At 69.4% G+C, this 12,985-nt stretch carries 10 protein-coding genes and 2 pseudogenes; 5 read left to right on the top strand and 7 right to left on the bottom strand.

Annotation, left to right across the window (positions count from 1 at the left end):
• Positions 1–5: 5 nt before the first annotated feature.
• The 5 genes and pseudogenes from A5764_RS23120 to A5764_RS27800 all read left to right on the top strand — a co-directional run.
• The gene (locus A5764_RS23120) at positions 6–596 is read left to right on the top strand and encodes a R3H domain-containing nucleic acid-binding protein (RefSeq protein ID WP_067117793.1); all 591 of its coding nucleotides are present in this window, start codon (positions 6–8) and stop codon (positions 594–596) included.
• 81 nt (positions 597–677) lie between these two features.
• Entirely contained in the window at positions 678–1,403 is a 726-nt protein-coding gene (gene rsmG / locus A5764_RS23115; protein WP_067117865.1) for a 16S rRNA (guanine(527)-N(7))-methyltransferase RsmG, read from the top strand.
• A complete protein-coding gene (locus A5764_RS23110; RefSeq protein WP_082951856.1) occupies positions 1,400–2,395 on the top strand; it encodes a ParA family protein in 996 nt (331 codons plus the stop codon). The genes rsmG and A5764_RS23110 overlap by 4 nt, the downstream gene beginning before the upstream one ends.
• Before the next feature lie 23 nt (positions 2,396–2,418).
• Positions 2,419–3,402, top strand: a complete 984-nt coding sequence (locus tag A5764_RS23105) for a ParB/RepB/Spo0J family partition protein (RefSeq protein ID WP_067117790.1) — start codon at positions 2,419–2,421, stop codon at positions 3,400–3,402.
• A 266-nt stretch (positions 3,403–3,668) separates the two neighbouring features.
• A pseudogene (locus A5764_RS27800) lies at positions 3,669–4,394 on the top strand (acetyltransferase); the annotation flags it as partial.
• A 27-nt stretch (positions 4,395–4,421) separates the two neighbouring features.
• Here the strand turns inward: A5764_RS27800 and A5764_RS23090 are convergent.
• The 7 genes and pseudogenes from A5764_RS23090 to A5764_RS23060 all read right to left on the bottom strand — a co-directional run.
• Positions 4,422–5,642: an N-acetylmuramoyl-L-alanine amidase gene (locus A5764_RS23090; RefSeq protein WP_067117780.1), complete on the bottom strand. Its 1,221-nt coding sequence runs from the start codon at positions 5,640–5,642 to the stop codon at positions 4,422–4,424.
• 124 nt (positions 5,643–5,766) lie between these two features.
• Positions 5,767–6,120, bottom strand: coding sequence for a thioredoxin (gene trxA, locus A5764_RS23085; protein ID WP_067117777.1), 354 nt, complete (start codon positions 6,118–6,120; stop codon positions 5,767–5,769).
• The gene (trxB, locus tag A5764_RS23080; RefSeq protein ID WP_067117775.1) at positions 6,117–7,139 is read right to left on the bottom strand and encodes a thioredoxin-disulfide reductase; all 1,023 of its coding nucleotides are present in this window, start codon (positions 7,137–7,139) and stop codon (positions 6,117–6,119) included. Before trxB ends, trxA begins: the two co-directional genes overlap by 4 nt.
• Before the next feature lie 188 nt (positions 7,140–7,327).
• Positions 7,328–8,074, bottom strand: a complete 747-nt coding sequence (locus A5764_RS23075; RefSeq protein WP_067117772.1) for a hypothetical protein — start codon at positions 8,072–8,074, stop codon at positions 7,328–7,330.
• Positions 8,075–8,132: 58 nt separating this feature from the next.
• Complete coding sequence (sigM, locus tag A5764_RS23070) at positions 8,133–8,711, bottom strand: RNA polymerase sigma factor SigM (RefSeq protein WP_067117859.1); 579 nt, start codon at positions 8,709–8,711, stop codon at positions 8,133–8,135.
• 79 nt (positions 8,712–8,790) lie between these two features.
• A complete protein-coding gene (murJ, locus tag A5764_RS23065) occupies positions 8,791–12,447 on the bottom strand; it encodes a murein biosynthesis integral membrane protein MurJ (protein WP_067117769.1) in 3,657 nt (1,218 codons plus the stop codon).
• Positions 12,444–12,985: pseudogene (locus A5764_RS23060) on the bottom strand (hypothetical protein); the annotation flags it as partial. The pseudogene A5764_RS23060 and the gene murJ, both read right to left, overlap by 4 nt.

Here is a 12,985-nt window from a genome sequence, read left to right as displayed (position 1 = left end):
AAGACATGACAGAAGCCGACACCACCGAACGCGACTTCGATGCCGACCTGTCGGCAGAGGAAGCCCCGGAGGACGCGGCGGCGCCCGACGCCGACGCCGACGCCGAGGCCGGCGGGGACCAGGTTGACGACGTGGAGGATCGACTGGTCGCCGAGGGCGAGATCGCCGGGGATTATCTCGAAGAGCTGTTGGACCTGCTGGACTTCGACGGTGACATCGACCTGGACGTCGAGGGCGACCGCGCCGTCGTGAGCATCGACGGCAGCGACGACCTGAACAAGTTGGTCGGGCGCGGGGGAGAGGTGCTCGACGCGCTGCAGGAGCTCACCCGGCTGGCGGTGCACCAGAAGACCGGTGTGCGCAGCCGGTTGATGCTCGACATCGCTAGCTGGCGGCGGCGGCGCCGCGAGGAATTGGCGGCGTTGGGCGATAAGGTCGCGCGGCGAGTGCTGAGCACCGGCGATCGCGAAGAGCTGTCGCCGATGACCCCCTTCGAGCGCAAGATCGTCCATGACGCCGTCGCGGCGGTGCCGGGCGTGCACAGCGAGAGCGAGGGCGCGGAGCCGTCGCGCCGAGTCGTCGTCCTACTCGACTAGCGGTGCAAGTCACAGCCGTGTAATTCGCGGGCCCACCGGCCGGAGAGATCGAGGATGTTTCACGTGAAACAGCGCCGAGAGATGTTTCACGTGAAACACGAGCGCACGGTGGAGCGCTCGGCCGCACCTGAACCGGTGGAATTCGGCGACGCGGTGTCCGCCGTGTTTGGGTCGCGGCTCGACATCGCTCGGCGCTATGCCGGGCTGCTCGCTGGGCCCGGCGTGGAGCGCGGACTGCTGGGCCCGCATGAGGTGGACCGATTATGGGAACGCCATCTGCTTAACAGCGCGGTCGTGGGCGAGCTTCTCGAGCCGGGCGAACGGGTGATCGATATCGGCAGCGGCGCCGGCTTACCCGGCATACCGTTGGCGATCGCGCGGCCCGACCTCGAGGTGGTGCTCCTCGAGCCGCTCTTGCGCCGCAGCGAGTTTCTCAACGAGGCGGTCGCCGAACTAGGGTTGGCGGTCGAGGTGGTGCGCGGCCGCGCCGAGGAACCCGACGTGCGACGCCGGTTCGGCGACAGGGACGCGGCGGTCTCGCGAGCGGTGGCGGCGCTGGACAAGTTGACGAAGTGGAGTATGCCGTTGCTACGGCGAGGCGGGCGAATGGTCGCGATCAAGGGGGAGCGCGCTCCCGACGAAGTGGAAGCACACCGGCGTGTGATGGAGGCATTGGGCGCCGTTGATGTCAGGGTGGTGACATGTGGCGCGAACTATTTGCGTCCGCCCGCAACCGTGGTGTTAGCGCGGCGTGGAAGCCGGGCGCGTCAGCGGCCGGCCCGTCAAGCAGACAGGGGGACACCATGAGTTCTCCGCACGACCCGCCCTCGGGATTCCCGCCGACCGTTGCGCACACCTCGGCCCCCGCGGTGGCGCCGCCGGCGCCATCCGCGCCCTCCGAGGACGGGGACGCCGTCGGGAATGTTTCACGTGAAACGTCCGCCGAGTGCGACACCCCGATCGGTGCGGCCGCCGAGCGGGCGATGCGTGTACTGCACACCACCTACACCCCACTGCGCCGCCCCCGCCACCGACGCGTCCTCACCGTGGCGAACCAGAAAGGCGGCGTCGGAAAGACGACCACCGCCGTCAACCTCGCCGCCGCGCTGGCGGTGCAAGGACTGAAGACCCTCGTCCTCGACCTCGACCCCCAAGGCAATGCGAGCACCGCGCTCGGCATCCAAGACCGGCAAGCGGGCACGCCCTCCTCATACGAGGTCCTCATCGGGGAGGTCTCGCTGCGCGACGCGTTACGGGTCAGCCCGCACAGCCCACGGTTGTTCTGCGTACCGGCGACCATCGACCTCGCGGGCGCCGAGATCGAATTGGTCAGCATGGTCGCGCGCGAGAACCGGCTGCGCACCGCCTTGGCCGAACTGGACCAGTTCGACTTCGACTACGTCTTTGTCGACTGCCCACCGTCACTCGGCCTGCTGACCATCAACGCGCTCGTGGCCGCGCCCGAGGTGATGATCCCGATCCAGTGCGAGTACTACGCGCTTGAAGGGGTGTCACAGCTGATGCGCAACATCGAGATGGTGAAGGCGCACCTGAATCCGCAACTCGAGGTGACCACGGTGATCCTCACCATGTACGACGGGCGGACCAAGCTTGCCGACCAGGTGGCCGAGGAGGTGCGCCGTTATTTCGGAACCAAGGTGCTGCGCACCGTGATCCCGCGCAGCGTGAAGGTGTCGGAAGCGCCGGGCTACAGCATGACGATCATCGATTACGACCCCGGCTCGCGTGGGGCGATGAGCTATCTCGACGCGAGCCGCGAACTCGCCGAGCGCGATTGACCACCACCGCTGAAGGGACGACCATGACGCAGCCATTACGCAAGAAAGGCGGCCTCGGCCGGGGCCTGGCTTCGCTGATCCCGACCGGCCCGGCGGAGGCGGACTCGGGGCCCGCGACGCTCGGGCCGCGGATGGGGGACGCCGCCGCAGACGTCCTGATCGGGGGACCGGCCACGGGCGCCGCCGCGGTGGGCGCGGTCTACCGCGAGATCCCGCCGGCCGACATCGAGCGCAACCCACGCCAGCCACGCCAGGTGTTCGACGAGGAGGCGCTGTCCGAGCTGGTGCACTCGATCCGCGAGTTCGGGCTGCTGCAGCCGATCGTCGTGCGGGCGGTGTCCGGATCGGCGAGCGGCGCGCGGTACCAGATCGTGATGGGGGAGCGGCGTTGGCGGGCCGCCCAGCAGGCGGGCCTGGCCACCATCCCGGCGATCGTGCGCGAGACCGGCGACGACAACCTGCTGCGCGACGCCTTGCTCGAGAACATCCATCGGGTCCAGCTGAACCCATTGGAAGAGGCGGCGGCTTACCAGCAGCTGCTCGACGAGTTCGGCGTCACCCACGACGAACTGGCGTCCCGGATCGGGCGATCGCGCCCGCTGATCTCCAACATGATCCGGTTGCTGAAGCTACCCATCCCGGTGCAGCGCCGCGTGGCGGCCGGGGTGCTGTCCGCGGGGCACGCGCGCGCGCTGCTGTCGCTCGAGGCGGGCCCAGAGGCGCAGGAGGAGCTGGCCAGCCGGATCGTCGCGGAGGGCCTGTCGGTGCGCGCCACGGAGGAGGCGGTCACGTTAGCCAACCGCGGCGACGCGGCCACGCCGGCACCGCAGCGCCGCAAGCCGATCCAGATGCCCGGTCTTCAAGACGTTGCTGAGCGGCTGTCGAACACCTTCGATACGCGGGTGACGGTGAGCCTCGGCAAACGCAAGGGTCGCATCGTGGTCGAGTTCGGCTCGGTGGACGACCTCCAGCGAATCGTCGACGTGATGACCCCGCCCAAGGCGTGACCGTCCATACCGTGTAATTACGTCACTGTGACGCCGCGCCCCGCGCGCGGGCCGCAACCCGACCCTGCCATGACGGAGTTCCCGTGTGCCTCAAACCATTTCGGTCATTACTCGAGCGTTACCCCGGCCCGTCGACCGGTTCGGCCCGCCGACCCACGTGGCGCGTCAAACACTGGTCTGATGGCGACCACCTCTCCTATCCTGGAGGGGTTGCTGGTGGTCCGATACTTTGACGGCTGCAGTACCGCACGGAAGCCAGGAGGCTAGTGTCCGCTCGAATCACGCCGCTGCGGCTCGAGGGTTTCGAGCAGCTTCCCAAGCATGCGCGCCGCTGCGTCTTCTGGGAGGTCGATCCCGCGACCCTCGGTAACCAGGACCACCTCGCCGACCCCGAATTCGAGAAAGAAGCGTGGCTGTCGATGGTCATGCTGGAGTGGGGCTCCTGCGGTCAGGTCGCGCTCGCCGTCCCGGATGACGAGCGCAGTCATATCGAGCAGCAGTGCTTGGGGTACGTGCTGTACGCACCGCCGCGGGCGGTTCCACGGGCGCAGCGTTTTCCCACCGCGCCGGTTTCGGCCGATGCGGTGCTCCTGACGTCGATGAATATCGAGCCCGGGCAGACCGCCGAGGATCTACCGCACGGGCTGATCGCGCGGGTGATCGACGAGATGGTGAGGCGCGGCGTCCGCGCGTTGGAAGCGTTCGGCCGCACACCTGCCGCGTCCGAGTTGCAGGATCCGCGTGCGGTGGCACCGGATGTGCGGCCGGTGTTGGAGGCGCTGGGGGATTGCTCGGTCGAACACTGCATCATCGACGCCGAGTTTTTAAGGGACGTGGGATTCGTTGTGGTGGCACCGCATACGTACTTCCCGCGGCTGCGGCTGGAGCTGGACAAGGGTCTTGGCTGGAAGGCCGAAGTCGAGGCGGCGCTGGAGCGGCTACTGGCCAACGCTCAGCTGGAACAGCCGGTCGGGGCGGGGTCTTCGGTGGGGCAATGCGCTGAAAATCAGCCAGGACGGTTAGGAACCGCCCAGCCGGGTGGTCCGCTCCACCGACAATTCGTGGGCCAGCAGCTCGGCGAACGTGAAAGTGCCAGTGGGCCGGTCGTTCTTACCGAGTAGATAGAGTCGCTTGACCGCGGCGAGGATGCCCTCGGCGATGGCGTCCCGGGTCTGGGTCGAGATCAGCATCGCCCGATCGTGCGGGTTGGTGATGTAGCCAACGTCGACCTGAACGGTCGGCATCCGGGTCAGTCGCAGCAGGTCCCACGTTCGGCCATGCGTCCGGCAATCACGTAAACCGGTGCGCGCCACCACTTCTCGCTGAATGAAGTCGGCGAGATTACGTCCGATGGTGGACACCGATCCGTGCGAGTTGCCGAAGTGGAACGAGGCCACGCCGTTGGCCGATGGGCTGCGCTGGGATTCGCAGCGCAGGCTGATCATCAGGTCGGCGCCTACGTTGTTGGCCGTCGCCGCACGTTCGGCGTCCGACGGGCTGCGATGGGTGGGCCGCGACAGGAAGGTCTCCATGCCGATGGCGGTCATCCGTCCCTCGAGCCGACTCCCCAAGTCCCACAAGATGTCCGCTTCGCTGATCGGTCCGGCCGGACCGTGGGCGATCAAGCCGTGGTCGTCGCCCCCGCGGCCCGGATCGATGATGATGCGCTTGCCCGACAGTTTGGGACCCGATCGGCGGACCAGCTCCTCCTCGCGGATGGCGTGCGGCGAGCCGCCCGTCACCCGCGAACTCAGAAAGTACAACGAGCGCAAGGTTTCTGGGCCGCAGATACCGTCGGCGGCCAGCCCGTATTCGCGTTGATACGACATCAACGCGTTGTGAGTCTGCAGACCGAAGTAGCCGTCGACCAGGCCGGTGTAGAAGCCGAGGTCCTGCAGCCGCGCCTGGAGGGTGGCCACGTCGTCGCCGTAAAGCGGAGCCCCGAACTGGTGATACAGGGTGCGCGCGCCGAGGCGATACGATGCCTCCTTCAACGCACGGTAGGTGGCCTCGCCGACGATGCCGTCCACGAGCAGCCCGCGATTCTGCTGGAAAGCGCGCACCGCGTGGTCGAGCTCGGCATCGAAGACCTCGGGGGCCATGTGCTGACCGGTCGCCAGGTCATCCTCGGCATTGTCCAGCAGCCCCACCGCGGCCAGCGTTGCCCGGATCTCGGTCACAGCAGCGCCGCGGTCCCCATAGCGCAGCGCGCCGCCGTCTTCACGGCGCGGATCCGACATACCAAGGGCCCTCCGGTAAAAGGCTGATACGGGCAGCAGCTAACGGTTATTGTCGCAGACGCTTCTCAATTTCCGGAAAACCCCAGGCTAAGCGCGGGGCACGGCGTGGCGAGGTGCGGAAGGCTCAGCTGAGGTTGGGAACCGCATCGGACAGCTCGCGCAGCAGCGCGGCCTTGCCCTTGGCGCCGACGATCCGCTTCACCGGTTGGCCGTCCTTGAACAGGATCATGGTGGGAATCGACACCACCTGAAAATCGCGCGCCGTTTCCGGGTTGGCGTCCACGTCCAGCTTGGCGACGGTCAGCTGCTCGCCGCGCTCGCTGGCGATTTCCTCGAGCACCGGCGCGACCATCTTGCACGGCCCGCACCAAGTGGCCCAAAAGTCAACCAGCACAGGCTTGTTGCTAGACAGCACATCCGTCGAGAACGATGCGTCGGAGACTTCTATTGTGGCGCCAGGCTTTTCGGCGTTCGTCATCGTGGTGCTCCAATCAATGTGTCGGTATCTGCGGCGTTTCCATGGGCCGCGCCGTCGGCGGGCGCCTCTGATTCGTGCTCGGCCAGCCACCGCTCGGCGTCGATGGCCGCGGCGCAGCCGCTGCCCGCGGCGGTGACCGCTTGCCGGTAGCTGCGGTCCACCAGATCACCGGCCGCGAACACGCCGTCCACCGAGGTGCTTGTGGTGCGTCCCTTCACAAGTACGTAGCCGTCGGAGTCGACGTCGACGACATCGCGCACCAGCGCCGAGCGCGGCTCGTGGCCGATCGCGACGAAGACACCGGTCACCGCGAGGGTCGATTCTTCGCCAGTTATGGTGTCGCGCAACCGCAATCCGGTCACCGTGGTGTCGCCCTCGACGGCGACGGGGACGGCGTTGGTGACGAACTTGATCTTGTCGTTGTTGCGGGCGCGGTTCAGCATGATCTTGGATGCCCGGAACTCGTCGCGCCGGTGCACCAGCGTCACGGTGCTGCCGAAGCGGGTCAGGAACAGGGCCTCCTCCATCGCGGAGTCACCGCCGCCGATGACGGCGATGTCCTGGTCGCGGAAGAAAAACCCGTCGCAGGTGGCGCAGGCGCTCACCCCTCGGCCCAGCAACTCCTGTTCGCCCGGGACCTGCAGGTAGCGTGCCGCGGCACCCATGGCCAGGATGACGGCCCGCGCGCGGTGGGTCTCACCGTCGGCGGTGACGACCGACTTGACCGGTCCCTCCAGGGACACCGACTCGACGTCTTCCATCCGCAGATCGGCGCCGAACCGCAGCGCCTGCTCGCGCATCTCCTCCATCAATTCCGGGCCGGTGATGCCGTCACGGAAGCCGGGGTAGTTCTCCACCTCGGTCGTGGTCATCAACGCACCACCGAACGAGGTGCCCTCGAAAACCAGGGGCGCGAGCTGCGCGCGGGCCGTGTAGAGCGCCGCGGTGTACCCGGCGGGGCCGGAACCGATGATAATGACGTCGTGGACGGGGTCGTGGACGGAACTGGCGGCAGTCATGCAGACCTTTCAGGTGCGGAAGCTACGTCGTTGAACGCCAGCGTAGGCGCGGGTGTTCCCGTGTTGTTGGCACCACACTAGGGGCACGGGCGGCGACCCGCCGCGCCCGGCTACGCCGCGCTTGCGATCGCCGCTGGGGCACGGGCGGCGACCTGCCGCGCCCGGCTACGCCGCGCTTGCGATCGCCGTTAGGGCCGCGGGACCTGCGTGCTGGCCAGCAACCCGGTGTCCGCGGCGCTGCAATTGAGTGCCACCGCGAAGGCTGCCAGGCTGTCGGGCGTGTCGCCGGCCAGCACCAGCAGCACGCCGGGGCGGGCATTGATGTCGATCGGCCGCGCGCCCAGCACCTGCGCGGATGCCGGATAGCCCAGGCCAGTCAGACAGGAGGCGCGCCGCGCGGCGTCGCCGAGCGGTCCATAGTCGGGTGGGTGGTTGAGCAGCGCGTCGATCTCGCCCTGCGACAGCGGAATCGCCATCGGCGGCGTCGACACCGTGATGTGCTCGGCGGTGGCCGGGGTGCTGGGCGTGGGGCCGGGCGCGGTGAGCAGCGCCGTGGTGCCCAGGCCGATGGCTGCGAGCACCGCGCCCACGCCGGCCAAGGCCGCGACCAGCCGGGCGGGTCGCAAACGCGGCCGGGCCGAGTGGGCGGCGCCCCTTTTGTTCGCCGACCCCAGCGCCGCGAAGACGCGGGCGGTGACATCGGGCGGGACGTCCGGCGCCGAGGCCGGGTCGGCGCCGAGCGTGGCGACGTCGCAGCGTACCTGGTTCAGCGCGCGCAGGATCTTCTCCGCCTCGGGGTCTTCCCGGACCCGCTTGCGCACGCGGGCGGCGGAGTCGTCGTCGAGCAGGCCGGCCTGCAGGTCAGCGAGGAGCTCGACTGTCAGGGGCGGGTCCGCGTCGGAATGATCCGCGGAGTCGTTGTCGGCTTCACCCATCCGCCCCAGTGTCCGTCATGCGCACATCGATGGCCACGCGCGGCACGGCATCGGCGTCTCACGGGGTGTGGCCGGCGGGCCGGTCGGCGCCGGCGTTGAGGTAGCCGAGCAGCTCGGCGAGGCGAACCCGGGCGCGCGAACAGCGGCTCTTGACCGTGCCCTCTGCGACGCCGAGCAGCGCGGCGGTGTCGGCGACCGAGTAACCCTGCATGTCGACGGCGACCACCGCGGCCCGCTGCTCGACGGGAAGGCGCATCAGGGCCCGCTGCACCAGGATCGCCGTCTCGACCTGGACGGTGCGATCGGCGATCGGGTAGACGTCCTCCAGCGGGGCGGTCGGATGGGCCTTGGTGCGACGCAGTCGGTCCAGGCAGGCGTTGAACACGATGCGGTGCAGCCAGCTGCCCACGGCGGCGTCGTGCCGAAACGAACCCGCCCCGCGGTGTGCCGAGAGCATGGCGTCCTGCAGCGCGTCTTCGGCGTCTTCGCGGGAGCGGGTCGTGAGACGGGCCAGCCGGTGCAGCTGTCGTTGATGGCGGTGAAACAGCTCGCCGAAGGCGTCGCGATCGCCGGCGACATGGGCCGCCAGCAGCTCGGCGTCGCTGCGTTCGCGCCGGCCGTTTCTCCCGAAATCTATGCCCCCGAACCCCACGGCCGGACAGTAACCAATCGGTGGTCGGGCGGCACTTCACCAACGCACGGATCTGTGAGCGTCCTCAGGAGGCGGCCTGAACCGTGATCTCCGAGATGTTGGCCTGGCTCTTGCCGCTGGTGGTACCCAGGGTGGAGATCCACACCAGCAGGTTCGACGTGGGGGCGCCGGCCCTGATCGGGATGACGTTGTGGCCGGGCTTGAGCGGGAAGGCCGCGGCCAGCACGGTGGTGTCGTTCAGCGATCCCGGCGACGCCGTCGACGCCGAGCGAATCTCGACCTTGGTTCCAGTGCTCGTCGTGTCGATGGCCACCTGACCCACCACGGTGGGTTTGGGCAGCTGCAGCATCAACCCTTCGCCCTGCTTGAACGAGGGGAACGGCACTGCGTCGGTGTAGACCTCGCTCGACCAGGAGGTGGAGGGGTCGCCGTCGATCGTCTGCCCGGCCTGGCCCGCGTTGTCGGCGTCACCGTCGGGGGAGTAGACGGATGCCTTGGTGGGTTTGACGACGCTGCCGGCGGCCGCGGGGCTGGGGGCCGAGGACGTGGCCGACGAGGACGGCCCGTTGAGGCCGAGCTCGTCCTTGTTCAGGCCGCCGCCGACGTCGCCGAAGATCTTGCTCACCACTGACGCCAGCACCAGCAGGGCCACCACGATCACCGCAAGGCCCGCGCCGACACCGATGAGCAGGTTGCGCCGCCTGCGGGCGAACGTCGCGTACTCCTGACCGTCCGACGCCCGGGAGGCGGGCGGTGGCGGCGAGTCGTCGATCGGACCGAGGATCTCGGTACGGTCGGCCACCGCCGTCGCCTGCTGAAGCAGATTCAAAAGCGTTGAGGCGCTGCGTATTCCGCCGTTCTCCTGAACCGCGCGAACGGCGACCGCGGAAATCTGGAAGGGGATGTCGCGGTGCACGGCCATGGGTTCGACGGGGTTGCCCGTGGCGTCCCGCTCGGCGTGCGCCAAGCCGCTGCGTATCCCTGACTCCGGCAGCGGCCACCGATTGACCAGCAGGGCATAGAGCGCCGCGCCGATCCCGCGGATGTCGCCCTGCGGGTTCGCGTCGGGCATCGTCGCGGGGTAGGCCAGCACGACGTCCCCCTCGATGCTGACGCGCACCCGGCTGGGGTGGTCGATCGACAAGGCGACGCCGGCGCGGTGAGCAGCCTCGGCGGCCGCGGCCAGCGACTGCATCGCCCGCACGGCGCCGACGGGCGACGGCGAGGTGTCGGCCACCTCCTGAAGCGAGCCGCCGCGGATCCATTCCGCGACCACCAGGCCGCCGGAGCCGGTGTGGACCACGTCGAGCACCCGGGCGATCCCGGGCTTGTCGACCCGGCTGAGCCGCAAGGTGCGGGCCAGGACCTCCTGCAGCACCTCGTCGGGCAGGGCGCCGTCCGGATCGACGAAGGTCAGGGCCACCTGCCGGTCCAGTTTGGTGTCCAGCGCCTGCCAGAACTGCAGGGGAGGGGCGCCGCCGTGGAACACCAGCAGCCGATAGCGGCCGCCGGCTATCCGCGCGCCGGGAACCAGGTGGACATCCTCGGGAGGCGCTGCGGGTTCACCGCCGCGCTCGCGGGGTGCGTCGAACGGGATGGGACCGCGGGCGGCGTCGGTCGACAGATCGCCGTTCAGCCGGTCGGAGGGGCGGGGTGGTGGCGCTTCGGGCACGTGCCCGCGCGGGATGTCGGGCTGGAAGTCGTCGGCAACCGGCCTTGCTGGGTCGGGGGGCAACTCGGCGCCTGACCCCACGCCGGCTCCAGCGCTGGATGCGCTCTCCACTGGGCGGTCGGTCACCTCCGGTCCTTTCGCTATCCGGGCGCTGGCTACCCGCTCCGGAGGCCTGCGCCGGATCGGCTCCTGGACCGCATTTACCCCCGGCGGGGACGAATTCCTCTGCTCAGGGTACGTGACGCGGGGCCGCTGAGACGATCCCTCCCGGGCAGCCGGTTTGCGGGAAGCTATCGGCGGGCTCGTGGCCAGCCCGCGGCCCGAGATGCGGCGCAGTACCGCGTCCAGCGCCGCCCGTGCCTCAGGGACCTGCGCGCGGACCATGACCGCGGCCATGATCGGCAACATGATCGTCGCCAGCACCAAGAGCCGCAGCAGCGAGCCGGCCCCGCCGTGGGCCGCGGTGAGCCCGCCGAGCCCCAGCAGCCGATCGGCGACGTGGGCAACCAGGCCGGCGAGCATCGACGCGACGATCGTCACCAAGATCGTCCGCAGCCCGCCCACGTCGATCAGCTGGCCGCCCCTGGGCAGCAGCGTGCGGCGCAGCAGGTAATAGCCGACGATCGCGCCGGCCAGGAAGCCGATGCCGTTGGCCAGCCCGAGGAGGCCGGCGACCAGCTTGGGGTCGCCGGTGAGGTGCGGCGCCAGCACCGAGCCGACGATCTTGACGGCGGTGATGACGAGGATGATCACGATCGGTGTCCAGGGCTGCTCGCGGGCGTAGAACACCCGCAGCTGCAACAGCACCAGCCCATACGGGATCAGGGTGAACGCGGACAACGCGATCGAAGCGCCCAGGTAGCCGGCGTCGACCTCGCCGAAATTGCCGTAGGCGAACAGCGCGCTGCCGATCGCCGGGCCGCCCACGGTCATGAACGCCACGATCGGGATCAGGGCGATCAGCGTCAGCCGGGTGGCCAGCGACAGGTCGCCGAGCACAGCCGGGGTGTCGTCGGCGGCGGCGTCGCGGCTGAGCCGCGGCATCACCACGGTCAGCACCGTCACCCCGATCATGCCGAACGGCAGCTGCAGCACTAGCCAGGTGTAGTTGTAGATCGCGGGGCCCGAGGCGGCCGCCGTGCTGGCGATCTGGTTGCCGACGACCAGGCCGAGCTGGCTGATCAGCACGTAGAGCACCATCGCGCCGGCCATCGTGCCGAACCGCTTGAGGCGCTGGTCGATTCCCCACAGCGGCCGCAGGCTGACGCGCTGGCGCCGCAGCGCGATCAGCAGCATGCCGGTCTGCGCGAAGACGCCCAGCGTGGTGCCGATGCCGAGCACCAGCAGCTTGGCGTTGCCCATCCGGACCGGGTCGACCGACAGCTCGCCGGGGACGGCCAGATACACGCCCAGGGTGGCGAGTGCGACGAGGTTGTTGACGACGGGCGCCCACGCCGTCGGCCCAAACACGTTGCGGGTGTTCAGGATTGCCATGAACACCGAGGTGAGCCCGTAGGCGAGCACCTGCGGCAGCAGCAGGTAGGCGAACGCGGTGGTGAGTGGCTCGTTGACCTGGGGTGCGCGGCCCAGCATCAGCCGCACCAGCAGCGGTGCGGCCAGCACCGACAGCGCCGTGACGAACAGCAGCATGGTCGTCGTCAGCGTGACCAGCCGGCGCACGAACGCCGCGCCGCCGTCGGGGTCGCTTTGCTCGGCGCGGGCCAGCACCGGCACGAAGATCGCGGTGAACGTCGCCTCCAGGACCAGCGCCGCGACCAGGTTGGGTAGCTGGTTGGCCACCGAGAAGGCGCTCGACAGCGCCGCACCCAGGATCGCGGCCAGCAGGACGATCCGGGCGAAACCGGTGATGCGGCTGACCAGCGTGGCGAACGCCATCGCCCACGACCGCGAGACCAGCGCGGCGTCGGACAGCTCGGCTCGCCGGCGAGCCAGCTCGGGCACCGGGGGCAGCGGACCGGTCGGGGGACCGGGGCGCGACGGTCGTGCCGGCGAGGGCTGGGGGTGCGTCGGCCGGTAGACGTGGTTCATACGCGGTGCTTGTGCTCGACCCGATCGTCGATCTCGTCGCGCAGGTCGGTGGGTTTGGGGTGCGGCGGGTCGGGGCGGTCGAGGTCGGCGCGGTCAGGCTGGCCGCGGAACCGGTGCCACAGCCGCCGCCCGGCCAGCACCACCAGCACCGCCGCGGCGGTCATGGTGATCGCGAACAGCACCTTGCCGTAGGCGTTGGAATGCACCGACAGGCGCACCGGATCGCCCAGCCGCATGCCGTCCGGGGTGCGCAGGGTCACGTCGACGGCGACCCGCTGGGTGAAGTTCACTTCGATCGGCACCCGCAGCGGCAGGTACCCCGGCGGCAGTTCGATCTCGCCGACGTCGGTGACGTTCATCCCGGGCGGCGCGTCGACCTGTAGCCGCACCCGGATCGGCACCGCGAGGCCGTTGTGCAGCGCCAGCGGGAGGGGGCTGTGCTCGGTGGCCAGGGTGTAGGAGCCGCCCGGGTTGACGATCGTCACCGCGCCGAACAGGTCGGTGATCGTCTTGCTCACCACGGCCAGGCGCTGCTGGG

Source organism: Mycobacterium sp. 852002-51057_SCH5723018 (assembly GCF_001667035.1).
Taxonomy (GTDB): domain Bacteria; phylum Actinomycetota; class Actinomycetes; order Mycobacteriales; family Mycobacteriaceae; genus Mycobacterium.
This window is presented reverse-complemented; position numbering and strand designations above follow the sequence as displayed.